Below are 22,617 nucleotides of genomic sequence, written 5' to 3'. Positions count from 1 at the left end.
AATGTTTCACACGTCGCAAGGGCCTGTGGCGCAGTCTGGTAGCGCACCTCGTTCGCATCGAGGGGGTCTGGGGTTCAAATCCCCACAGGTCCACAGACGACAGTTCGCGGGTTGCTCCCGAGAACGTCACGAGATCCCGTCCGGTCGCAAGACCGGGCGGGATCTTGGCGTTTCCGGGTGTTTGTTCGCCGATCCGTCTGCCCGGCCGCCCGCTGTCGAGACGATTGCCGAAGCGGCGGGGCCCTGTTAGCTTCCGGTGATTTGATCACTTGGGGTGGGGGAGCGCTGAGGTGACGGACTTCGGGATGCGGTGGGTGGCAGGGCTGGTGGTGCTCGCGGCGGTCACGGGGTGCGGCAGCTCGGCGAAGCCTCAGCCGCCGGTGGCGACCGCGCGGCCGCAGGCCCAGGCGCAGGCGAAGCCGCAGTCGGCGGCCGAGTTGCGCGCGCACCTGCTGCCCGCCGTCATGCCGGACGGCTGGCACTCCGTGGCGGATCCCCAGGGCCATGACGCGAAGGGGGCCTCGGGCGCGTCGGCAACACCGGCGGCCTGCACGGAGCTTCTCGACGGTCAGACCGTGGTGGACGCGGCCACCAAGGGGTCGTCCGCGTTGGCGACAGCCATGTTCAGCGGCGGACACACCGCGGGGGGCGGCGTCAACGGCGGCTTGGAGACGCTCTACTCGTTCGCGGGCGACGGCGCGCACCGGGCGATGCAGGACATGCGCACCCTGGTGGCCCGGTGCCGGAAGGTGGAACTGCCGCACGCCTCCTGGGAACCCGCCGATACGGCCGGCTTCGTCGTCGCCGAAGGCCCCCGGCTCGGCGACGAGAGCCTCGTCGTGCAGGGGACGGTCACGGAGGCTGCCACGGGGTACGTGGAGCGCGCCGACGCGACCGTTGTGCGGGTGGGGAGTTCGCTCGTCGTCATCAGCACCGTCTTCTCGCTGACCCAGCAGGAGGTCGATGCCGTCATGGCGTTCACGCCCGCTGCCGTGGCGCAGGTCGAATCGAACCACCCCGAGCCGGTCGACGCGGCCTCCTGACGCCCGCCCGCGGAGCGGTCGGTCAGCCGCACTGCCAGGTGAAGGCGGCGCGGTCGAAGCGGCGGGCGGCCAGGTCTTCGGGGCGGATCAGCCAGTACAGGGCCCCGCAGTCGCCCCACATCATGTCGGCGGCCTCCTCGCTGTCGAACTGGGCCAGCAGCACCCAGCGGCCGACCTCGTCGCGTATGCGCGGGTCGTCCCATGCCGGGGCACCGTCCAGGGCGGCGTGGGCGATCTCCAGCTCCACGGGGTTTTGGACGGCGTGCGCGTGGCCGCCGAGCTGGTGGCCCACCTCGCCGTCGAAGTCCCAGACGGCGTCGAGGAACTCCTGGTCGCAGACCGGGTGGTCGTAGCGCCGGCCGAAGGCGGCCTGCGGGGCGAAGACCTGCTGGACCCGGGGGTGCCAGGGTTCGGTGGAGGTCATCGTCGGGCGGGCCGTCAGGTGCACGACGGGGTACGGGGTCAGGCCCGCCGGGGCGGCGCGCTCCCCGGTGTCCGCGTCGGCGGGGACGTACAGGACGCGGGCCCCGGCCTGGCTGTCGGGGTCCTCGGCCAGGACCAGGGCGTCGCCGTCGTCCAACTGGCCGTCGAAGTAGAAGAAGAGCAGCGTGCCGTCGGTGGGCAGCGCGATGTCGAGGCCGTCCGCGGGCAGCGCCGCGCAGTCGACGGAGGCGACGAACGAGAGCGGCCCGTGCCCCTCCCAGACGGGCCACTCCACCCCGTCCGGCAGCCGCGGCAGCCCGCCGAGCCGCGCGGCGGCCCCGCCCGTGCCCACCCCGACTTCGAGCCGCACCCCGGGCCGCAGCAGGCCGATCCACCGCTCGGCCGCCTCGGCGGGAAGGTGCTGCCGGGCGAGGTCACGGAGGGCGTCGGTCGTTCCATGCGTCATGGTCCGATCATGCCGGAGGCCACTGACAGTCCCGCCGGTCAGAATGGGGGAATGGCGATCAGTGCGGGCAGTGGCAGTGACAGCGGCAGTGGTAGCGGCGGTGGGGATGCGGCAACGGCGGCGGCCTGGGCGGCGGTTGGGGGCGCCGACGGGGTCACGGAGCGGGTGGGCTACCGCGGGGCCGGGGTGCTGGGGGGCGGGCGGCTGCCGGTGCGGGAGCTGGCGCGGGCCACCGTGGGGGTGTGTTCGCTGGCCGCCGCGGAGCTGGCCGCCGTACGGGCCGGGGGCTGCGTGGCGGACGTAGGGCCGGTCGTCGTGGACGAAGGGGCGGTGTCCACCGCGTTCGTGAGCGAGCGGCACCTGCTGGTCGAGGGGCGGGCCCCGGTCGTCTTCGCGCCGCTGTCCGGGTTCTGGCGGACGGCGGACGGGTGGGTGCGGACGCACGCGAACTATCCGCACCACCGGGAGGCGCTGGTGCGCGGGCTCGGGCTGGCCGCGGACACGCCCGAGGCGCTGCGGGAGGCCCTCGCCGGGCGGGGCGCGGTCGAGGTGGAGGAAGCGGTGTACGCGGCGGGCGGGCTGGCCGTCGCGGTGGCGCGCGCGTACGGGGATCCGTTGCCGCTGGTGGAGAAGTGGGACGGGGCCGCGCGCGGGCGGCGGCTCGGGCCGGGGGCGCTGCCCGCCTCGGGGGTACGGGTGCTCGACCTGACCCGGGTCATCGCCGGTCCCGTGGCCACGCGGACGCTGGGCCTGCTCGGGGCGGACGTCCTGCGGATCGACTCGCCACGGCTCGCGGAGGGCGACGATGCCTACGCCGACACCGGCTTCGGGAAGCGGTCCGCGCTGCTGGACCTCGGGGCGGCGGCCGACCGGGAGGCCTTCGAACGGCTGCTGGCGGAGGCCGACGTGGTGGTCACCGGGTACCGGCCGGGCGCGCTGGAGCGGTACGGGCTCTCGGCCGAGGAACTGCTGGAGCGGCGGCCGGGGCTGGTGGTGGCCCAGCTGTGCGCGTGGGGATGGAGCGGGAACGGTCCCTGGGCCGGGCGGCGCGGGTTCGACTCGCTCGTGCAGGCCGGGTACGGGATCGCGGCGCGCGAGGCGGGGCCGGACGGGACGCCGGGGGTGCTGCCCGCGCAGGCACTGGACCACGGGACGGGGTACCTGATGGCGGCCGGGGTGCTGCGGGCGCTGGCGGACGGGGGCGGGCGGGCGCTGCGGTACTCGCTGGCGGGGACGGGGTCGTGGCTCGTCCGGGGGGTCGCGGCGGGGGCGGCTCCCTTGGCGGGGGGCCGGGGCGCTGTCGCGTACGACGCGGGGGTGTGGCTGCGGGAGGTGGCGTCGGGGTACGGGGTGCTGCGCCATGCCGTTTCGCCTGTCGGCGGGGGGCCGGGGGGTGGGTGGCTGCGGGGGCCGTCGCGGTTCGGGACCGATGCCGCTGAGTGGGCGGGGTGAGGTTCCGCTGGGCGCGGGGCCGCTGGGCTCCGCCCGGCACCTGCGCCTCAATCGCCGGCGGGGCTGACTGTGCCCCTGGCGGGGCTCCCGGGGCTCCGCCCCGGACCCCGCGCCTCAAACGCCGGCGGGGCTGGAGTCGGTGAGGGGTTTGGTCATGCAGCGGCTGGAGTCGTGGTCGCGGTAGAGGCCGAATTTCGTCGGGGCCAGGGTGTAGCCCTCGGAGAAGTAGAGGGCGATGGCCTCCGGCTGCTGGTCGCCCGTTTCCAGGACCATGCGGACGCGGCCCGCGCGGCGGGCGTCCGCTTCCAGTTCGGCCAGGATGCGCCGGGCCAGGCCGAGGCCTCGGGCCTCGGGTATGACGTACATGCGCTTCAGCTCGGCGTCGCCGTCCGCGTAGCCCTCGTCGTTCGCGTCCTGGGCGCGCCAGCCGCCGCTCGCGACGGGGGCGCCCTGGGCGTCGTAGGCGAGCAGGTAGTGACCGTTCGGCGGGGCGAACATGGCCGGGTCGAGCGGCGTGGCGTCGCCGTCGCCGTCGTACCGCGCCTGGTATTCGAGCTGGACCTGGTCGTTGAGTTTGACCGCGTCCGGGTGGTCGTACGGCACGGCGCGGAGCTGGATCCCGTGAGGCATTCGAACATCGTACGGCCGCCGCCCGCGGCGGTACGCTGGTGGCCGTTTTGTGTGTCGTGGGGGCGCGATGTTTGGAGCCAAGTCTTGATCACTGTGACGTCCGTGAATGTGAACGGGATCCGCGCCGCCGCCAAGAAGGGGTTCGGGGCGTGGCTCGCCGGGTCCGGCGCCGATGTGGTCTGCCTCCAGGAGGTCAGGGCCGAGGAGGGGCAGATTCCGGACGAGGTCCGGGAGCCCGAGGGGTGGCACACCGTCTTCGCGCCGGCCGCCGCCAAGGGGCGGGCCGGGGTCGCGCTGTACACGCGGCGTGCGCCCGAGCGCGTACAGGTCGGTTTCGGGAGCGAGGAGTTCGACGCGGCCGGGCGGTACCTGGAGATCGACCTTCCCGGGGTGACCGTCGCCAGCCTCTACCTGCCCTCGGGCGAGGCCGGTACCGAGAAGCAGGACGAGAAGTACCGCTTCATGGCGGAGTTCCACGCCTACCTCGTCGCGCTCAAGGCGCGCGCCGCCGCCGACGGGCGCGAGGTGCTGGTCTGCGGGGACTGGAACATCTGCCACCGCGAGGCCGATCTGAAGAACTGGAAGACCAACCGGAAGAACGCCGGTTTCTTGCCCGAGGAGCGGGAGTGGCTCGGGCAGGTCTATGACCAGGCCGGATATGTGGACGTGGTGCGGGCGCTGCAGCCCGAGGGCGAGGGGCCGTACTCCTGGTGGTCCTACCGCGGGCGGGCCTTCGACAACGACGCGGGCTGGCGGATCGACCTGCACGTGGCCACGCCGGGGCTGGCGGAGCGGGCGGTGAAGGCGTTCGTCGAGCGCGCCGAGACCCACCCCGAGCGCTGGTCCGACCACGCCCCGGTCACCGTGGTCTACGGAGCCTGAGGGCGGTCCCGTGCGGCCAGGAGGCGGTCCATGGCCATCGTCAGTTCCGCCTCCACCACGCTCTTGGCGAGCGGGCGCAGCCGCGGTACGGCCCCCTCGGGCAGGTGGGCCTCCATCAGCTCGGTGAACAGGGCGGCCAGGGCGTCCGCGTGGGCGCGCACCCGGCGGCCGGTCTCCAGGACGGCGGCCAGCGGGATCCCCTCGCGGACCAGCGCGGAGGAGACGTCGAGGAGGTTGCGGCTGACGTGGACGATCTCGTCCCCGTCGGTGGCGAGGTAGCCGAGGTCGAGCGAGGCCGCCAGGTTCTCCGGGGTGACCTCGCCCTCGAAGTAGTCGGCCAGGGCCTGCGGGGTGAGCCGGACCGGGGTCTCCTGGGACCAGCCGATGCCGAGCAGCTCGCTGAGCTGGCCGACGTCGCGGCCGCTCTCGAAGGCGGCGGTCAGCTCGGCGATCCCGCCCAGGGTGTGGCCGCGCTCCAGCAGGGCGGCGATGGTGCGCAGCCGGGCCAGGTGGTGGTCGTCGTACCAGGCGATGCGGCCCTCGCGGCGCGGTGGCGGGAGCAGTTTGCGCTCGCGGTAGAAGCGCAGGGTGCGCACGGTGATGCCGGCCGCCTCGGCCAGCTCCTCCGTGCGGTACTCGCGCCCCGGCCCGGCCGGGCCGTCCGGGTCCGCCGGGTCCGCCGGGTCCGGCTCTCGTGCCTCTTTGTCCACCACAGCCGCACCCTAAGGCGTACCGCGGGTAACTTTCCCGTCGCGACCCCTACCCATGAGTACGGAGCTGCTCTACGCTCCAAACCGTGCCAGTGATTGCTGGCGCGATTGCGGAGTGCAGGCTGTGAGTGAAGCGGAAGCGGAAGCGGAGGCGGCGGGCATGGGCGACGGACACGCGGGTGAGCGTGAGCGTGAGCACGTACGGGTGGCGGTGGTCGGGTCCGGATTCGGCGGACTCGGGGCGGCCGTCCGGCTCCGGCGCGAGGGGGTCACGGACTTCGTGGTCCTGGAGCGCGCGGACTCGGTGGGCGGGACCTGGCGCGACAACGACTACCCGGGGTGCGCGTGCGACGTGCCGTCGCACCTCTACTCCTTCTCCTTCGCCCCCAACCCCGACTGGCCGCGCACCTTCTCCGGCCAGCCGCACATCCGCGCCTACCTGGAGCACGTCGCCGACACCTTCGGCCTGCGCCCGCACCTCCGGCTGAACACCGAGGTCGAGATGATGCGCTGGGACGCCGACGAGCTGCGCTGGGAGATCGAGACCTCCCGGGGCTCCTTCACCGCCGACATGGTCGTCTCCGCGACCGGGCCGCTGTCCGACCCGAAGATGCCGGAGATCCCCGGGCTCGCCTCCTTCCCCGGCAAGGTCTTCCACTCCGCGCGCTGGGAACACGACTACGACCTGCGCGGCAAGCGCGTCGCGATGATCGGGACCGGCGCCTCGGCCATCCAGATCGTGCCCGCCATCGCGCCCGACGTGGAGCGGCTGACCCTCTTCCAGCGCACCCCGCCGTGGGTGATGCCGCGCACCGACCGCGCCATCAGCGCAGGGGAGCGCTGGCTGCACCGCCAGCTGCCCTTCACCCGCGCCGCGCGCCGCGGGCTGCTCTGGGGCATCCGCGAACTCCAGGTCGGCGCCTTCACCAAGCACCCGGGCCGGCTCGGCCTGATCGAATCCCTGGCCAAGGCCAATATGGCCCGTTCCATCAAGGACCCGGCGCTGCGGGCCAAGCTGACGCCGTCGTACCGCATCGGCTGCAAGCGGATCCTGCTCTCCAGCGAGTACTACCCGGCGCTCGCCCGGCCGAACGTGGACCTCGTGGCCTCCGGGCTGAAGGAGATCCGCGGCTCGGTGCTGGTCGCCGCCGACGGTACGGAGACCGAGGCCGACGCGATCGTCTTCGGTACGGGCTTCCACGTCACGGACATGCCGATCGCGGACCGCGTGGTGGGCGACGGGGGCAGGACCCTCGCGGAGGAGTGGAAGGACGGGATGCAGTCCCTGCGCGGGGCCACCGCCGCGGGCTTCCCGAACTGGATGACGATCATCGGGCCGAACACCGGGCTCGGGAACAGCTCGATGATCCTGATGATCGAGTCGCAGCTGAGCTACATGGCCGACTACGTCCGCCAGCTCGGCCTCCTCACGACGAACCGGCCCGGCGGGCGCACGGCGCTCGCCGCGCGCCCCTCCGCCGTGCACGCCTGGAACCGGCGCGTGCAGGACCGGATGAAGCGGACCGTCTGGAACACCGGCGGCTGCACCAGCTGGTACCTCGACGCGAACGGGCGCAACACCACCGTGTGGCCGGGGACGACCGCGGAGTTCCGGCGCGAGACCCGGTCGGTGGACCTCGCCGAGTACGAGGTCCTGCGCGGCCGGGAGAAGGGCCGGGAGCCCGCCCCCGCACCCGAAGCCGCCGGAGTCCCCGAAGTGGTCACCGGAGCGGTCTCCGTCGGCGCCGAGGACGGCGCCGCGTGAGCGCCCGGCGCACGCCCCACGTCACCACCGGTGCCTACGCGCCCCCTCCCGCGCGCCGCACCCTGGAGGCCGTCTCCGCCGACGGCTCCCGGCTCCACGTGGAGGTGCACGGGGCCGAGGACGCCCCGGCCGTGGTCCTGGCCCACGGCTGGACCTGTTCCACCGCGTTCTGGGCCGCGCAGATCCGTGACCTGGCCGTCACCCACCGGGTGATCGCCTACGACCAGCGTGGCCACGGCCGCAGCCCGGCCGCCCGCAGCTACACCGCCGACGCCCTCGCCGACGATCTGATCGCGGTCCTCGCGGCCACCCTGGCCCCCGGGGAGCGCGCGGTGGTCGCCGGGCACTCCATGGGCGGGATGACGGTCATGGCCGCCGCCGGGCGGCCCGGCTTCGACGAGCGGGTCGCCGCCGCGCTGCTGTGCAGCACGGGCAGCTCCCGGCTGGTCGCGGAGGCACGGGTGGTGCCCCTGCGCGCCGGGCGCGCACGGACCCGGATGACCGGCGCGGTCCTCGGCTCGCGCGCCCCCCTGGGGCCGGTCACGCCGGTGGCCAGGGCGATGCTGAAGTACGCCACGATGGGCCCCGGTTCGGCTCCCGACCGGGTCGAGGCCTGCGCCCGTATCGTGCACGGCTGCCCGACCGCGGTACGGCACGGGTGGTCGCAGGTGCTCGCCGGGCTGGACCTGGACGACCGGCTCGCCCGGCTCACCGTGCCCACCGCCGTCATCGGCGGCACCGCGGACCGGCTCACCCCGGTCGGGCACGCCCGCGCCCTCGCCGCCGCGCTGCCGCACTGCGTCGGGCTCACCGAGCTGACCGGCATGGGGCACATGACCCCAATCGAGGCCCCCGAGGCCGTCACCCGGGTCATCCGCGAACTGGCCGCGATCGCGGCCACCCCGACCACGACCCCCACGAAGGAGAAGACGCCGTGAGCGAGCGCAGGAGTCTGGAAGGCCAGGTCGCCGTCGTCACCGGCGCCGCCCGCGGCGTCGGCGAGCTGCTCGCCCGCAAGCTGTCCGCGCGCGGGGCCAGGGTCGCCCTGGTGGGCCTGGAGCCGGAGGCCCTCAAGGAGGTCTCCGAGCGGCTGCACACCGACAGCGACCACTGGTACGCCGACGTCACCGACCACGAGGCGATGGCCCGGGTGGCCCAGGAGGTCAAGCAGCGCTTCGGCAAGGTGGACATCGTCGTCGCCAACGCCGGGGTCGCGGCGGGCGGTCCGTTCGCCGACTCCGACCCGGACGCCTGGCGCCGGGTGATCGAGGTCAACCTGATCGGAGGGGCGGTCACCGCCCGCGCGTTCCTGCCGGTGCTGAGGGAGAGCCGGGGGTACTTCCTCCAGATCGCCTCGCTCGCCGCGATCACCCCGGCGCCGATGATGACGGCGTACTGCGCCTCCAAGTCCGGGGTGGAGGCCTTCGCGCACTGTCTGCGCGCCGAGGTCGGTTACCAGGGCGTCAAGGTGGGCGTCGGCTACCTGTCCTGGACCGACACCGACATGGTGCGCGGGGCCGACGAGAACGAGGTCATGCGGGAACTGCGCCAGCGGCTGCCGTGGCCGTCGAACCGTACGTACCCGCTCGGGCCCGCCGTGGACCGGATCGTCGCCGGGATCGAGCGGCGCTCGGCGCACGTGTACGCGCAGTGGTGGCTGCGCGGGATGCAGGGCGTGCGCGGCTACCTGCCGGGGATGATCGCGGCGGTCGGGCAGCGCGAGATGAAGCGGTTCGAGCCGCGGCTGGCCGGTGTGTCCAAGGGGCTCGTGGGCGCGGGCGGGGCGGCGGACGAGCAGGAGCGGTCCCGGCGGGCGTGAGCATGCCGAAGGGGCGTGACCGGGGGAGGGCCGGGTCGCGCCCCTTCGGGCTCAGCCGGTGACGGCTGTTCTATCTCTCGGAGGCTTCGTCGAAGGGCTGGTCGAAGGTGGCGCGCGCCCGTTCCTTCGCCCGCTCGGAGACCTGCGGCGCCTGCTCGGAGGCCTTGTCCCGCTGCCTCTCCGCGGCCGCCTTGGTCTTCTCGGCCAGCTCCTTCGCCTTGTCCTGGAACTGCTCTCTTATTCCCATGCGAACAGACTTCCATGAGCGGATAAACCGCGCATTTCGATCAGTTTTCGATCAATCTCCGGACCGGGGCGGCAGCTTCGGGCGGCGCCGGTCCGGTACGTCCGCGTAGCCGGGCGGTACGGCCGCCGGGTCCTGTTCCAGCAGCTCCAGCGCCAGGTGCACCGCGTCGTCGAGCTCCGCGTACCGCCCCTCCGCCCAGTCGAGCGGGGTGCGCAGCATCGCCAGGTCCGGCTCGACGCCGTGGTTCTCCACGGACCAGCCGTACTCGGGGAACCAGGCGGCGTTCATCGGGACCGTGATCACCGTGCCGTCGCCGAGGGTGTGACGGCCGGTCATGCCGACCACCCCGCCCCAGGTGCGCTGGCCGACCACCGGTCCCAGCCCCAGGAGCTTGAAGGCCGCGGTGATCATGTCCCCGTCGGAGGAGGTGGCTTCGTCGGCCAGGGCCACGATTGGGCCGCGCGGCGCGTTCGAGGCGTACGAGACGGGCTGGGCGTTGCGGGTCAGGTCCCAGCCCAGGATGGATCGGGTCAGCTTCTCCACCACCAGTTCGCTGATGTGCCCGCCCGCATTGCCGCGGACGTCCACGATCAGGGCGGGCCGTGACACCTCCAGGCGCAGGTCCCGGTTGAACTGGGCCCATCCGGAGCCGCCCATGTCGGGGATGTGCAGGTACCCGCACCGGCCGCCGCTCAGCTCGCGGACGACCGTGCGCCGCTTGGCCACCCAGTCCTGGTAGCGCAGCGGCCGCTCGTCGATGAGGGGGACGATCGCGACCCGGCGGGAGCGGCCCTCGCCCTCGGCGGGCTGGAAGGTCAGCTCCACGGTGGTGCCGCCCGCCGCCGACAGCAGGGGGTAGGGGCCGGTCACCGGGTCCACCGGCCGCCCGTCGACATGGGTGAGCACCGCGCCGTCGCGGATCCCGGTGCCCGCCAGGGGGGAGCGGGCCTTGGAGTCGGAGGAGTCGCCGGGCAGGATCCGGGTGACCACCCAGGCGCCGTCCCGGGGCACGAGGTTGGCGCCCAGCAGCCCGATCGCGCGCTGGTAGTGCGGGGGGCCCTCGTTGCGGCGCGCGGGGGAGACGTAGGCGTGGGAGGTGCCCAGTTCGCCGAGGACCTCGCGCATCAGGTCGGCGAACTCGTCGGGGGACGCGACCCGTTCGACCAGGGAGCGGTACTGGCGCAGGATGCCGTCCCAGTCGATCCCGCACATCTTCGGTTCCCAGAAGTAGGCGCGGATGATCCGCCCGGCCTCCTCGAAGGCCTGGCGCCACTCGGCCGCCGGGTCCACCTCGTGGTGGATCCGGCGCAGGTCGAGGTAGACCGTCGAGTCGCTGTCGCCCGATTCGGTCGCCGGTACGGCGCGCAGGTCCCCGTCGTCATTGACGACGAGGCGGGTCCCGTCGCCGCTGACTGCGAACCAGTCCAGCCCGGAGGCCAGTTCGGTCTTGCGCGCCTTGGTGATGTCGAAGTACTCCAGCGTCGGCTTCCCGCTGGTGTCGGCGGGATTGGCGAAGGTCTCGCCGAGCGCGCCGGAGATGGGCCAGCGCAGCCACACCAGCCCGCCACCGCTCACCGGGTACAGGGCGGAGTACTTGGAGGCGGTCACCGGGAAGGGCGTGACCCGGCTCTCCAAGCCTTCCACCTCCACCGTCACGGCCCCGTCACCCGCATCGGCGTCCCCCTCCACCGGGTCGAGTCCGCCCGCCGCGGGGCGTCCGTCCGGCGACAGCGCGAAGGGCGAGGGGGTCGCCGAGGACAGCGGCACCAGGTAGGGGCGGCAGCCCAGCGGGAAGGACAGGTCCCCGGTGTGCACGTCGTAGACCGGGTCGAAACCGCGCCACGACAGGAACGCGAGGTAGCGCCCGTCCCGGGTGAAGACCGGGTTCTCGTCCTCGAAGCGGCCGTTGGTGACGTCGACGATGGTCCGCCCGCCGGGCCCGGAGATCCGGGCCATCTTGATCTGCCGCAGCGAGCGCCCGATCCCCGGGTGCGACCAGGTCAGCCAGCACCCGTCGGGGGAGAAGGCCAGGTCGGTGACCGGCCCGTTGACCGACTGGATCAGCTCGGTGACCTCCCCGTTCGACCCGTTCGACCCGTCCGACCCGTTCGGCTCCTCCGTGCCCGCGGCGGCAGCCGCTTCTTCGGACACCGTGATGAGCAGGACCCGGCCGTCGTTCGAGGCGATCGCGAGCCGCTCCCCGTCCGGGTCCGAGACCATCTCCAGTACGCGCCCCAGCGCGCCCGAGGCGAGCCGCCGCGGCTCCCGCTCCCCGCTGGCCCGGGGCAGGTAGGCGATCTCGACCGCGTCCTCGCCCTCGGCGTCCGTGACGTAGGCGACCTGGCCGCCGCTGCCCAGCATCTCCGGCATCCGCACCCGCACGCCCGGGGTGTCGGCGATGGTCCGCGCGGGCCCGTCCCGGTGGGTGAGCCAGTACAGGCTGCCGCGCACCACGACGGCGCTGGCCCGCCCGGTGGCGTCCACGGAGAGGGAGTCCACGTGGCTGGCGGCCGGGACCTGGTACGTACGCCGCCCCGCGCGCGGCCCGCCGAGGCGCACCTCCAGCTTGCGCGGTACGGATCCGGGCGCGAGGGAGTCGACGAGCCACAGGTCGCCCGCGCACTGGTAGACCACGCGGGTCCCGTCGCTGGAGGCGTGGCGCGCGTAGAACTCCGCGTGGTCGGTGTGCCGGCGCAGTCCGGTGCCGTCGGGCAGGCAGGAGTACAGGTTGCCGATGCCCTCGTGGTCGGAGAGGAAGGCGATCCGGCCGTCCACGAACATCGGGGAGTCGAGGTGGCCCTCGATGCCCTCCAGCAGCCGCTCGCCGTGCAGCCAGAGCCGTCCGGTGGCGCCGCCGCGGTAGCGCTTCCAGGCGGCGGGCTCGTGCGGCGGTTTGCCGGTCAGCAGCAGGGTCCGGCGCTCGCCGCCGTCCGCCTCGTGGACGGCGATGTCGGAGACCGGGCCCCAGGGCAGCCGGCCGCCGGGGCTGCCGTCGGTGGGCAGGCTGTAGGCCCAGGAGAAGTAGGAGAAGGGCTGGCCGTGCGAGGAGACGGCCAGGATGTCGCTGCGGCCGTCCTTGTCGGGCGGGGTCCAGCCGCAGACCCGGGTGTCGGTGGAACCCCAGTGGGTCAGGCGGCGCCCGGGGCCGCCCTCGACGGGGGCGAGGTGGATCTCGGGGTCGAGGCTGCGCCAGGTGGTGTAGGCGATGTGGCGGCCGTCCGGGGAGAAGCGCGGATGGCCGACCCGGGTCCGGTCGACAGTGATCCGCCAGGCCCGGCCGACCGGTTCTCCAGGAGGAACCAAGGGCGCCACCCAAAGATCGTCCTCAGTGGCGAAACACAGCATGTCGTCGTGCAGGTGCGGGAACCGGAGGTACGCGACGTCGTGACTCACCCCCCAATGCTTTCCGCGCCGAGGGGGCCTGGCAACTCGTACAACTGATCCACGCGTGACACACGCCACTGCCGCGATCGAAACGGAACGGTTTCGTTTCGTTAGGCTCGCGGGTATCGTCTGTGGAGTACGAGCTGTATCCGTTCGGGACGCGACCGGTGGAAGGGGCGTGGAAATGACCGAAGAGGTCTTGTCACGACGCAGCCGGATCACCCCCGAGCGGGAGGCCGAACTGCACGGAGCGGTCCTGGACCTGCTCCGCGAGGTCGGCTATGAAGCACTCACGATGGACGCGGTCGCGGCCCGCACCAAGTCCAGCAAGGCCACCCTCTACCGCCAGTGGGGGAGCAAGCCGGAGCTGGTCGCCAAGGCACTGCGATGTACCCAGCCGGTCTCGCTGCGGGACATCGACACGGGCAGCCTGCGCGGCGATTTCGCGCTGATGGTCGAACACTCCGACGACGCCCAGATGGCGAAGGACACCGCACTGATGCGGGGCCTGGCACACGCCGTCCACGAGAGTCCCGAACTCCACAAGGCGCTGCGCGACCTGCTGGTCGACCCGGAGATCAACGGTCTCCAGACGATGCTGCAGCGCTCGGTGGAACGGGGCGAGATCGCCGCCGACTGTCCCGCGCTCGACTTCGTACCGCACATGCTCATCGGGGCGTTCATCGCGCTCCCGCTGATCGAGGACCGCTCGGTCGACCGGACCTTCCTCGCCGACTTCATCGATGCCGTGGTCTTCCCCGCCCTCGGCGTTTGAGGCACTTCCCCAGGCCCTCACGACCCCTTCCTGCTGCTCCTGACACGCCGCTCTCGTCGTCGGGCCGGCTCATCACGCCCTGATCCATCCCGGATCCATCCCACGACCCGAACGGGAGAACCGCCGACGTGGCCACCTTCCTCTACCGGCTCGGCCGGGGCGCCTTCCGGCGCCGCCGCTATGTCGCCCTCGCCTGGGTGGCGCTGCTGTGCGCCGCCATCTTCGGCGCGGCGACCGCTGCCGCGCCCACCTCCGGATCCTTCTCGATACCCGGCACGGAGGCCCAGAAGGCCTTCGACCTGCTCGACCAGCGCTTCCCGGGGATGGCCGCCGACGGCGCCACCGCCCGCATCGTGATCAAGGCCCCGGCGGGCAAGAAGGTCACCGACCCGGCCGTCAAGACCGAGGTCGAGAAGATCGTCTCGGGCCTGAAGACCGGTCCCGGCGAGGCCCAGATCGCCTCGGTCACCGACCCGTACCAGGCGCAGGCCACCAGCCAGGACGGCTCCACCGCCTACATCAGCACGAAGTACAAGGTCAGCGGCATGGAGCTGACCGACAAGACCCGTGACGCGCTGAAGGAGTCCGGCAAGGACGCCCAGGCCCACGGGCTGACCGTCGAGATCGGCGGCGACGCGCTGATGACGGCGCCCGAGACCGGCTCCGGCGAGATCATCGGCATCGCCATCGCGGCGATCGTCCTGGTCATCACCTTCGGCTCGCTGATCGCGGCCGGACTGCCGCTGCTGACCGCGCTGATCGGCGTCGGCATCGGGGTCTCCTCGATCACCGCGCTCGCCAACGTGCTCGACCTCGGCTCCACCACCTCCACGCTCGCGATGATGATCGGCCTCGCGGTCGGCATCGACTACGCGCTCTTCATCGTCTCCCGCTACCGCGCGGAACTGGCCGAGGGCCACGCGCGGGACGAGGCCGCCGGACGGGCCGCCGGAACCGCGGGCTCCGCGGTCGTCTTCGCCGGTCTGACCGTGGTCATCGCCCTCGTGGGCCTGGCCGTCGTCAACATCCCGATGCTCACCAAGATGGGCTTCGCCGCCGCCGGAACCGTGGTCATCGCGGTCCTGGTCGCCCTCACCCTGGTCCCCGCCATCCTCGGCTTCGCGGGCCGCAAGGTGCTGCCCGCCGGTACGAAGAGCAAGCTCTTCGGCAAGGGCAAGCCGGTCCGCACGGACAAGGACGGCAAGCCTGAGGAGCGCCCGAACGGCGGCACCCGCTGGGCCCGCTTCGTCCTGCGCCGCCCGGTCATGGTGCTGCTGGTCGGCGTGATCGGCCTCGGCGCGATCGCGATCCCGGCGAGCAGCCTGCAGATGGGCCTGCCGGACGACGGCGCCCAGCCGGTCTCCACCACCCAGCGCAAGGCCTACGACATGCTGTCCGACGGCTTCGGGCCGGGCTTCAACGGCCCGCTGATGGTCGTCGTCAACGGCGGGCAGAGCCTCGCCGACAGCACGGTCGAGCGGATCAAGAAGCTCGACGGGGTCGTCGCGGTCATGAAGCCGACCCTCAACGAGGCCGGCGACGCCGCGGTGATCACGGTGATCCCGGAGGACCGCCCGTCCTCCAAGAAGACCGAGGACCTGGTCCACGAGATCCGCGCGGGCAACGGCGACAACGTCTACGTCACCGGCGCGACCGCCATGAACATCGACTTCTCGCAGCGGATGAACGACGCGCTGCTGCCGTACCTGGCGCTGGTCGTCGGCCTCGCCTTCCTGCTGCTGATGCTCGTCTTCCGCTCGATCCTGGTCCCGCTCAAGGCGGCCCTCGGCTTCCTGCTCTCCGTCGTCGCCGCCCTCGGCGCGGTCGTCGCGGTCTTCCAGTGGGGCTGGCTCGGCTCGCTCTTCGGGGTGGAGCAGACCGGTCCGATCATGTCGATGATGCCGATCTTCATGGTGGGCGTGGTCTTCGGTCTGGCCATGGACTACGAGGTCTTCCTGGTCACCCGGATGCGCGAGGCGTACGTCCACGGCGAGCGCCCCGGACAGGCGGTCGTGACCGGCTTCCAGTACAGCGCGCGGGTCGTCGTGGCCGCCGCCGTCATCATGATCGCGGTGTTCTCCGGCTTCATCGGGGCCAGCGAGCAGATGATCAAGATGATCGGCTTCGGCCTCGCGATCGCGGTGTTCTTCGACGCCTTCGTGGTCCGCATGGCGATCGTCCCGGCCGTACTGGCGCTGCTCGGCCACAAGGCCTGGTGGCTGCCGGCCTGGCTGGACCGGATCCTGCCCAACGTGGACGTGGAGGGCGAGAGCCTGCGCAAGCACCTCGCCACGACCGGCGCCGGTGCCGAGGGTCCGGACGCGGACCGCGAGCTGGTCAAGGTCTGAGTTCCGCGACGCGGCTTCGACGGCCCGGCCCCGCACCCCTGAACGAGGGGGTGCGGGGCCGGGCCGTTTCCGTCGGGCCCGGGTACGCCTACCGGGTGAGGGGTCCGTACGTACGGCGCAGGAAGCGGCGCAGTCCCGCGATGTCGAACTGGACCACCGCGACCCCTTCGGGCGAGTGGAACTCGACGACCGCCTGCACCCGTCCGCACGGCCACACGCGGACGTCGCCGGTGCCGGTCGGGGCCTGGAGGCCCGCCTCCAGCAGGGCGCGCGGGAAGACCCACTCGTTGTCGGTGCCCTCGGGGGAGAGGTCCGCGGGGAAGACGATCCGCACGGCCAGGGGCTCGTCGGGGGTGAAGCGCAGCGCGACCGGGATCTTCCGGTAGAGGGGATCGTCGGTGATCACGCGTGCGGTGACCCGGACCTCGACGGCGGTCGCGACGGCGGTCGCGCGGGGATTCTCGGCGGTGGCAGACATCGACCGGTCTCCTCAAAAGCGGAACAAATGCGTCCGTATTTACCCCAGCCTCGCATATTCCGACGAACATGCGAGACGCCTTTTGTGTCTCACACGCTCTTGCCAATGATTCGCAACTGGGCACTATTCTTGAACGGCTCAAGAGTTCGACGGCTTCACCGCCTTCGGCCGATCACCGCAGGATCACCGCAGGAAGCGGAGCAACGCCCATGCATGTGCCCGACGGCTTCATCAACGCCCCCGTCTCGATGGCCGCCGGAGTCGCCGCCGCGGGCGCCGTCGCCATCAGCCTGCGGGGCGCCCGCCGGGAACTCGACGAACGCACCGCGCCGCTCGCCGGCCTCGTCGCCGCCTTCATCTTCTCCGTCCAGATGCTCAACTTCCCGGTCGCCGCCGGCACCAGCGGTCACCTCCTGGGCGGGGCGCTCGCCGCGGTCCTCGTCGGGCCCTACACCGGGGTGCTGTGCGTCTCGGTGGTCCTGCTCATGCAGGGGCTGCTCTTCGCCGACGGCGGCCTGACCGCCCTCGGCGTGAACGTCATGAACATGGCCGTGGTCACCGTGATCGTCGCCTACGCCGTCTTCCGCGGGCTGCTCAAGGTGCTCCCGGACACCCGCCGCTCGGTGACCGCCGCCGCCTTCACCGGCGCGCTCCTCTCGGTCCCCGCCGCCGCCGGCATGTTCACCCTGCTCTACGCGCTGGGCGGCACCACCGACGTGCCCGTCGGCAAGGTCTTCACCGCGATGGTCGGCGTCCACGTCCTGATCGGCCTCGGCGAGGCCGCGATCACCGCCCTCACCGTCGGCGCCGTGCTCGCCGTCCGCCCCGACCTCGTCCACGGCGCGACCGGCCTGGTCACCCCGCTCAAGCTGCGCGTGGACGGGCGACTCGTGGACGCGCCGGTCGCGCCCGCCGCGGCCAAGGCCCCCGCCGCCGTGCCCCTCGCCGCCCGCTCCACCAGGAAGGTGTGGGCGACCGGCCTGGTCACCGCCCTGCTGCTGGCCGGGTTCGTCTCCTACTACGCCTCCTCCAGCCCCGACGGCCTGGAGAAGGTCGCCGCCGACCAGGGCATCGACCAGAAGGCCGAGCCGCACGCCGCCGCCGACTCCCCGCTCGCCGACTACGGCGTCAAGGACGTCAGCGACGCCCGCCTGTCCGGCGGCCTCGCCGGGGTCATCGGCGTCGGCGCGACCATCGCGGTCGGCTCCGGCGTCTTCTGGGCGGTCCGCCGCCGCCGCGGCGCCGACGACCGTACGCCCGTGTCCACCGCCACGGCGCTCTGACGTGGGCGCGGGTCACGCCCACAAGCTCTACCGGCAGGGGCACACCGCCGTCCACGCGCTGCCCCCGCACTGCAAGCTCGCCGCCGCGTTCTGCTTCGTCGTGGTCGTCGTGTCCACCCCGCGCGAGGCGGTGTGGGCCTTCGGCCTCTACGCCGTCCTGCTCGCGGTGGTGGCCGCCGCGGCCCGGATCCCCGCCGGGTTCCTCCTCAAGCGGATGCTGATCGAGGTCCCCTTCGTCGCCTTCGCCGTCCTGATGCCCTTCGTGGCGCGGGGCGAGCGGGTCGACGTGCTCGGGATGTCGCTCAGCGTCTCCGGCCTGTGGGGCGCATGGAACGTACTGGCCAAGGGCACCCTCGGGGTCGCCGCGTCCGTCCTGCTCGCCTCCACCACCGAACTGCGGGCGCTGCTGCTGGGCCTCCAGCGGCTCAGGATGCCGCCCCTGCTCGTCCAGATCGCCTCGTTCATGCTCCGGTACGGCGATGTGATCAGCGACGAACTGCGCCGGATGTCCATCGCCCGCCGCTCGCGCGGCTTCGAGGCGCGCGGGATCCGGCACTGGGGCGTCCTCGCCAAGACCGCGGGCGCGCTCTTCATCCGCTCCTACGAACGCGGCGAGCGCGTGTACCTGGCGATGGTCAGCCGCGGCTACGCCGGTTCCATGCCGGTGATCGACGAGGTGACCGCCACCCGCGCCCAGTGGGCGTACGCGGCCGTGCTCCCGGTGACGGCCCTTGCCGTCTGCCTGATGGGATGGACCCTGTGACCGACTCTGCTTCCTCCGCCGCTTCCGCCCCGTCCCTCGCGGTGTCCGGGCTCGCCTACGCCTATCCCGACGGGCACCAGGCCCTCTTCGGGGTCGACCTCACCGTCGGACGCGGCGAGCGCGTCGCGCTGCTCGGGCCCAACGGTGCGGGCAAGACCACGCTCGTCCTGCACCTCAACGGGATCCTGACCGGCGGCGTCGGCTCCGTCACCGTCGCCGGGCTGCCCGTGGAGAAGCGGAACTTCGCCGAGATCCGGCGCCGGGTCGGCATCGTCTTCCAGGACCCCGACGACCAGCTCTTCATGCCGACCGTCCGCGAGGACGTCGCCTTCGGCCCGGCCGCCGCCGGGATGCGCGGCGCCGAGCTGGAGGCCCGGGTGCGGGGCGCCCTGGAGCGGGTCGGGATGGCCGACTTCGCCGACCGGCCGCCGCACCACCTCTCCTTCGGGCAGCGCCGCCGGGTCGCCGTCGCGACCGTACTGGCCATGGAGCCGGAGATCCTGGTCCTGGACGAGCCCTCGTCCAACCTGGACCCGGCCTCGCGGCGCGAACTCGCCGACATCCTGCGCTCGCTCGACGTCACCGTGCTGATGGTCACCCACGACCTGCCGTACGCCCTCGAACTCTGCTCCCGCGCCGTGATCCTCAGCGAGGGCGTCATCGCGGCCGACGGACGCACCCAGGACCTGCTGTGCGACGACGCGCTGATGCGGGCGCACCGGCTGGAGCTGCCGTTCGGCTTCGATCCGCGTTCGGTGTCCGTGGGATAGGTGTCCGTGGCATAAGCACGGATCCGTTGACGTTGGACCGCTCGTGGACATTCAGGGTGAGGTGGCGGACGGCTTCGAGCCGGTCCGGGACGCTTTCGTACGCAACTTCGAGGTGCTCGGGGACCGGGGCGCGGCCGTCGCCGTCTACCGTGACGGCCGCAAGGTCGTCGACCTGTGGGGCGGCGTCCGGGACGCCGATGCCACCGGCGCCGACGCGGCCCCCTGGGAACGGGACACCGCGCAGATCGTCCGCTCCGCCACCAAGGGCGTCGCCGCCGCCGTCCCGCTGCTCCTGCACCAGCGGGGGCTGCTCGACCTCGACGCGCCGGTGGCGGAGTACTGGCCCGAGTTCAAGGCGGGCGGCAAGGAAGGCGCCCTGGTCCGCGACGTCCTCGCGCACCGCGCCGGGATACCGGCCCTGGACCGGCCGCTGACCCCCGCGCAGGCCGCCGACGGGATCTCCGGGCCGCGCGCCGTCGCCGAACAGGCCGCCTTCTGGGCGCCCGGCACCGCGCACGGCTACCACCCGCACACCTTCAGCTGGCTGCTGGGCGAACTGGTGCTGCGGGTCACCGGGGCCTCGCTCGGCAAGTGGCTGGCCGAGGAGGTCACCGGTCCGCTCGGGCTGGACTTCTGGATCGGGCTGCCGGATTCCGTGGCGGGGCGGGTGGGTCGGAGCGCGGCGGCCGAACCGCCGCGGACTTCCAACGGGCTGAAGACCCGGCCCAGGCGGGAGGTCTCCGAGGCCTACGCCGACCCCGGCTCCCTCACCCGGCGCGCCTTCGCCGCGATCAGCCCGCTGCCCGACGAGAACGACCCCGGCTACCGGGCCGCCGAGCTGCCCGGCTCCACCGGGATCGGCACCGCGCGCGCCCTGGCCGGGTTCTACGCCGCCACGCTCGGCGACGTGGAGGGCGGCGGGCGGCGGCTGTACACCCCGGAGACGGTGGCCCTGGCGGGCCGCGAGCTGTCCTCCGGGGCGGACCGGGTGCTGGTCGTCAACACGCGCTTCGGGCCCGGCTACATGCTGCACGGGCCGGCCTCGCCGCTCCTCTCTCCGGCCTCCTTCGGGCACCCCGGGCGCGGCGGATCCCTCGGCTTCGCGGACCCCGAGGCCGGGATCGCCTTCGGCTACGTCACCAACACCCTGGCCCCCTCGGTCACCGCCGACCCCCGAGCCCAGGCCCTGGTCCGGGCCCTGAGGTCCACCACGCCCTGACCCGGGCCGGGCCTAAACCGCTGGCGCGGCTGGGGAGCCATTCCAGCCTGCCCGGCGCTTGAGGGCCCGCCGGAGGCCCCACCGGGCGCTGCCCGCCCCCGCGCCTCAAGTGCCGGCGGGGCTGGGAATGCCCCGGGCCGGAGGGTGCCCGCCGGGCCGGGTTCGGGCGCTGCCCGCGCCCGCGCCTCAAACGCCGGCGGGGCTGGGAATGCCCCGGGCCGGAGGGTGCCCGCCGGGCCGGGTTCGGGCGCAGCCCGCGCCCGCGCCTCAAACGCCGGCGGGGCTGGATGTGCCGGCCCGGGGCCGGAGGCGCGACCCGGCGGGGCTGGGAATGCCCCGGGTCGGAGGGTGCCCGCCGGGCCGGGTTCGGGCGCCGCCCGCGCCCGCGCCTCAAACGCCGGCGGGGCTGAAATGCCGCCCCCGGGCCAGGAAGGCGGCCCCCGGGCCCCGGAGGGGTCAGCCGGTGGTCAGGATCTGGGCGACGAGGGGGCCCGCCGCGTCGGTGCCGTGGCCGCCGGACTGGACCAGGGCCGCGGCGGCCAGGTCGTCGCTGTAGGCGGTGAACCAGCTGTCGGGGCTGGCCGCGCCGTCGACCTCCGCCGACCCGGTCTTCGCCCCCTTGTCACCGCCGACCGAGGACATCACCCGGGCCGCCGTGCCACTGGTCGCGGTCTGCCGCATCATCTGGGTCAGCTGGCGGGAGGTCCCGGGCTTCATCTGGCGCTCGGCCCGGGCCAGGACGCGTTCCCCGACGCCCTCCTCGATGATCACCGGCTGGCGGAAGACCCCCGTCTTCGCCGTCGCCGTGACGGAGGCGATGTTCAGCGGGCTCATCCGGATCCGCCCCTGCCCGATGTACTCCGCGGCCGCCTCCGGGCCCGAGGCCGCCGGGACGTCACCGTCGAAGACCGGGATGCCCGCCTTCCACTCCAGCCCGAGACCGAACACCCGCCGCGCCTCGTCCGCCATCGCCGACTCGTCGCCGACGGCCTTCATCTGCCCGATGAAGGCCGTGTTGCAGGACTTGGCGAAGCTGGTCGCGAAGTTCGCGCCCTTCAGTTCCATGTTCTCCAGGTTGTGGAAGGACCGCCCGCCGCCCGACACCGTCTTCGGGCACTCCACCACCTTGTCCGCGCTCACCACGCCCCGGCCGATCAGCATGGACGCCGTCACGATCTTCATCGTGGAGCCCGGCGCCCGGGTGCCCTGCACCGCCGCGTTGAAGCCGTCCGCGCGGTGGTTGGCGATCGCCAGGATGTGCCCCGTGCTGGGCTGGAGCGCGACCACCGAGGACTCCGGGTACGCGGCGACCGCCTTCTCCGCGGCCGCCTGCACGTCCGCGTCGAGCACGGTCTTCAGCAGGCCCGGCCTGCCCTCGGCCAGGGTCAGCAGGACCCGCTTGGGGGCGTCCGGCGCGGCCGGTTCGATCCAGGTCTCGGCGCCGGCGGTGCCGCCCGAGGTCTGCCCGTAGGTCTTGCGCAGCTGTTCCAGGACCGGCCTCAGCGAGGGGTACTTCTCCGGCGTCAGCTCCGCGCCGTTGCGGTCGACCGCCTTGACCGGCGGGGCCGCGGGCGTGCCCGTGCGCAGCTTCTCGTCCTTCTGCAGCTGCGGGTGCAGGATCGTGGGCTGCCAGTCGACGAGCGCCTTGCCGCTGGTGAGGCCGCGGACCACGGTCAGTTGGGACTCGTAGGCCAGGGGCTTGGTGACCCCCTCGTAGGTCACCTCCGCGGCGACCGTGAAGGGCACGGTGGTCCCGCTCGGCGTACCGGGCGTGATGACGGCCTTCGACACGTACGCCTTCGTCTTGAAGTCGCCCACCGCGCCCTGCGTGACCGCCGGATTGTTCGTCAGGTCGGCCGCGGCCCGCGCGTCCCCGGCGGCCCAGGCCGCCAGGAACGCCTTGGCGGTCTCGGCGGTCTCCTTCGCGTCGGGCGGCCCGGTCCGTTTCTCCGACCGGGCCGTGGTCCCGCTGCCGCCCCCGCTCCCGCCCGTACTCCCCGATTCCTCGCCGACCAGCGAGTACACCCCGTATCCGGCCGCACCGACCATCGTGAGGAACACCCCGCCGACGATGGCACCCTTCGCCGCCCCGTTCATACGTCCCCTCCCCAGGAGTCACATGTCTGAACATTCGTCTGAACATGTTCAGTACGTGTTCAG

The 22,617-nt window shown here is 73.0% G+C and carries 19 protein-coding genes and 1 tRNA gene; 13 read left to right on the top strand and 7 right to left on the bottom strand.

Annotated elements, in window-relative coordinates; translation table 11 throughout:
• Positions 1-19: 19 nt before the first annotated feature.
• Both OHS33_RS14935 and OHS33_RS14930 read left to right on the top strand, forming a co-directional pair.
• Positions 20-93, top strand: a tRNA-Ala gene (locus OHS33_RS14935).
• A gap of 197 nt (positions 94-290) precedes the next feature.
• Positions 291-1,043 (top strand): hypothetical protein, encoded by a 753-nt coding sequence (locus tag OHS33_RS14930; RefSeq protein WP_330330885.1) that lies wholly within the window; start codon positions 291-293, stop codon positions 1,041-1,043.
• Positions 1,044-1,065: 22 nt separating this feature from the next.
• Here OHS33_RS14930 and OHS33_RS14925 read toward each other — a convergent pair whose 3' ends face one another.
• Positions 1,066-1,932, bottom strand: a complete 867-nt coding sequence (locus tag OHS33_RS14925; protein WP_330330884.1) for a YwqG family protein — start codon at positions 1,930-1,932, stop codon at positions 1,066-1,068.
• A 51-nt stretch (positions 1,933-1,983) separates the two neighbouring features.
• Here OHS33_RS14925 and OHS33_RS14920 point away from each other — a divergent pair, with 51 nt between their 5' ends.
• Positions 1,984-3,384, top strand: a complete 1,401-nt coding sequence (locus OHS33_RS14920; protein WP_330330883.1) for a CoA transferase — start codon at positions 1,984-1,986, stop codon at positions 3,382-3,384.
• Between the two features lie 114 nt (positions 3,385-3,498).
• Here the strand turns inward: OHS33_RS14920 and OHS33_RS14915 are convergent, their stop codons facing one another.
• Positions 3,499-4,014 carry a GNAT family N-acetyltransferase gene (locus OHS33_RS14915; RefSeq protein WP_330330882.1) on the bottom strand — a complete coding sequence of 172 codons (516 nt, stop codon included), beginning with the start codon at positions 4,012-4,014 and terminating at the stop codon, positions 3,499-3,501.
• A gap of 84 nt (positions 4,015-4,098) precedes the next feature.
• Here OHS33_RS14915 and OHS33_RS14910 point away from each other — a divergent pair, with 84 nt between their 5' ends.
• Positions 4,099-4,896 (top strand): exodeoxyribonuclease III, encoded by a 798-nt coding sequence (locus OHS33_RS14910; protein WP_330330881.1) that lies wholly within the window; start codon positions 4,099-4,101, stop codon positions 4,894-4,896.
• On the opposite strand, the gene OHS33_RS14905 is transcribed toward OHS33_RS14910, so the two are convergent.
• On the bottom strand, positions 4,884-5,516 hold the full coding sequence (locus tag OHS33_RS14905) for a MerR family transcriptional regulator (RefSeq protein ID WP_443065447.1): 633 nt from the start codon (positions 5,514-5,516) through the stop codon (positions 4,884-4,886). The genes OHS33_RS14910 and OHS33_RS14905 overlap by 13 nt on opposite strands.
• Positions 5,517-5,766: 250 nt before the next feature.
• Between OHS33_RS14905 and OHS33_RS14900 the strand changes: the two genes are divergently transcribed.
• From OHS33_RS14900 to OHS33_RS14890, 3 genes are read left to right on the top strand one after another with little or no spacing between them, the layout of a single operon-like run.
• Positions 5,767-7,371, top strand: coding sequence for a flavin-containing monooxygenase (locus tag OHS33_RS14900; protein WP_330335061.1), 1,605 nt, complete (start codon positions 5,767-5,769; stop codon positions 7,369-7,371).
• Complete coding sequence (locus OHS33_RS14895; protein ID WP_330330879.1) at positions 7,368-8,309, top strand: alpha/beta fold hydrolase; 942 nt, start codon at positions 7,368-7,370, stop codon at positions 8,307-8,309. The genes OHS33_RS14900 and OHS33_RS14895 overlap by 4 nt, the downstream gene beginning before the upstream one ends.
• On the top strand, positions 8,306-9,190 hold the full coding sequence (locus OHS33_RS14890) for an SDR family oxidoreductase (protein WP_330330878.1): 885 nt from the start codon (positions 8,306-8,308) through the stop codon (positions 9,188-9,190). Before OHS33_RS14895 ends, OHS33_RS14890 begins: the two co-directional genes overlap by 4 nt.
• Before the next feature lie 70 nt (positions 9,191-9,260).
• Here OHS33_RS14890 and OHS33_RS14885 read toward each other — a convergent pair whose 3' ends face one another.
• Together OHS33_RS14885 and OHS33_RS14880 are read right to left on the bottom strand one after the other, a co-directional pair.
• A complete protein-coding gene (locus OHS33_RS14885; RefSeq protein ID WP_330330877.1) occupies positions 9,261-9,437 on the bottom strand; it encodes a hypothetical protein in 177 nt (58 codons plus the stop codon).
• Positions 9,438-9,488: 51 nt separating this feature from the next.
• Positions 9,489-12,830, bottom strand: a complete 3,342-nt coding sequence (locus OHS33_RS14880) for a S41 family peptidase (protein ID WP_330330876.1) — start codon at positions 12,828-12,830, stop codon at positions 9,489-9,491.
• A 175-nt stretch (positions 12,831-13,005) separates the two neighbouring features.
• On the opposite strand from OHS33_RS14880, the gene OHS33_RS14875 reads away from it, so the two are divergent.
• Positions 13,006-13,596, top strand: coding sequence for a TetR/AcrR family transcriptional regulator (locus OHS33_RS14875; RefSeq protein ID WP_330330875.1), 591 nt, complete (start codon positions 13,006-13,008; stop codon positions 13,594-13,596).
• 128 nt (positions 13,597-13,724) lie between these two features.
• Positions 13,725-15,944 carry an MMPL family transporter gene (locus OHS33_RS14870; RefSeq protein WP_330330874.1) on the top strand — a complete coding sequence of 740 codons (2,220 nt, stop codon included), beginning with the start codon at positions 13,725-13,727 and terminating at the stop codon, positions 15,942-15,944.
• Positions 15,945-16,032: 88 nt separating this feature from the next.
• On the opposite strand, the gene OHS33_RS14865 is transcribed toward OHS33_RS14870, so the two are convergent.
• Entirely contained in the window at positions 16,033-16,422 is a 390-nt protein-coding gene (locus OHS33_RS14865; RefSeq protein WP_330330873.1) for an SsgA family sporulation/cell division regulator, read from the bottom strand.
• A 209-nt stretch (positions 16,423-16,631) separates the two neighbouring features.
• Here OHS33_RS14865 and OHS33_RS14860 point away from each other — a divergent pair, with 209 nt between their 5' ends.
• Genes OHS33_RS14860 through OHS33_RS14845 form a run of 4 tightly spaced genes read left to right on the top strand, consistent with a single transcriptional unit; the run spans position 16,632 to position 20,457 of the window.
• The gene (locus OHS33_RS14860; protein WP_330330872.1) at positions 16,632-17,705 is read left to right on the top strand and encodes an energy-coupling factor ABC transporter permease; all 1,074 of its coding nucleotides are present in this window, start codon (positions 16,632-16,634) and stop codon (positions 17,703-17,705) included.
• Between the two features lies 1 nt (position 17,706).
• Positions 17,707-18,468: a cobalt ECF transporter T component CbiQ gene (cbiQ, locus tag OHS33_RS14855; protein ID WP_330330871.1), complete on the top strand. Its 762-nt coding sequence runs from the start codon at positions 17,707-17,709 to the stop codon at positions 18,466-18,468.
• The gene (locus OHS33_RS14850; protein ID WP_330330870.1) at positions 18,456-19,238 is read left to right on the top strand and encodes an energy-coupling factor ABC transporter ATP-binding protein; all 783 of its coding nucleotides are present in this window, start codon (positions 18,456-18,458) and stop codon (positions 19,236-19,238) included. Before cbiQ ends, OHS33_RS14850 begins: the two co-directional genes overlap by 13 nt.
• A gap of 43 nt (positions 19,239-19,281) precedes the next feature.
• On the top strand, positions 19,282-20,457 hold the full coding sequence (locus OHS33_RS14845) for a serine hydrolase domain-containing protein (protein WP_330330869.1): 1,176 nt from the start codon (positions 19,282-19,284) through the stop codon (positions 20,455-20,457).
• 456 nt (positions 20,458-20,913) lie between these two features.
• Here the strand turns inward: OHS33_RS14845 and OHS33_RS14840 are convergent, their stop codons facing one another.
• The gene (locus OHS33_RS14840) at positions 20,914-22,554 is read right to left on the bottom strand and encodes a penicillin-binding transpeptidase domain-containing protein (RefSeq protein ID WP_330330868.1); all 1,641 of its coding nucleotides are present in this window, start codon (positions 22,552-22,554) and stop codon (positions 20,914-20,916) included.
• Positions 22,555-22,617: the final 63 nt, after the last annotated feature.

This window comes from Streptomyces sp. NBC_00536, from assembly GCF_036346295.1.
Classification (GTDB): Bacteria; Actinomycetota; Actinomycetes; order Streptomycetales; family Streptomycetaceae; genus Streptomyces.
The sequence above is the reverse complement of the archived record's forward strand: the minus strand, read 5'-3'. Positions and strand labels throughout refer to the sequence as shown.

Coding starts and splice junctions, on each gene's coding strand:
- OHS33_RS14885 (WP_330330877.1), bottom strand. CDS start 9,437: ATGGGAATAAGAGAGCAGTTCCAGGACAAGGCGAAGGAGCTGGCCGAG.
- OHS33_RS14920 (WP_330330883.1), top strand. CDS start 1,984: ATGGCGATCAGTGCGGGCAGTGGCAGTGACAGCGGCAGTGGTAGCGGC.
- OHS33_RS14860 (WP_330330872.1), top strand. CDS start 16,632: ATGCATGTGCCCGACGGCTTCATCAACGCCCCCGTCTCGATGGCCGCC.
- OHS33_RS14925 (WP_330330884.1), bottom strand. CDS start 1,932: ATGACGCATGGAACGACCGACGCCCTCCGTGACCTCGCCCGGCAGCAC.
- OHS33_RS14865 (WP_330330873.1), bottom strand. CDS start 16,422: ATGTCTGCCACCGCCGAGAATCCCCGCGCGACCGCCGTCGCGACCGCC.
- OHS33_RS14875 (WP_330330875.1), top strand. CDS start 13,006: ATGACCGAAGAGGTCTTGTCACGACGCAGCCGGATCACCCCCGAGCGG.
- OHS33_RS14900 (WP_330335061.1), top strand. CDS start 5,767: ATGGGCGACGGACACGCGGGTGAGCGTGAGCGTGAGCACGTACGGGTG.
- OHS33_RS14840 (WP_330330868.1), bottom strand. CDS start 22,554: ATGAACGGGGCGGCGAAGGGTGCCATCGTCGGCGGGGTGTTCCTCACG.
- OHS33_RS14850 (WP_330330870.1), top strand. CDS start 18,456: ATGGACCCTGTGACCGACTCTGCTTCCTCCGCCGCTTCCGCCCCGTCC.
- OHS33_RS14915 (WP_330330882.1), bottom strand. CDS start 4,014: ATGCCTCACGGGATCCAGCTCCGCGCCGTGCCGTACGACCACCCGGAC.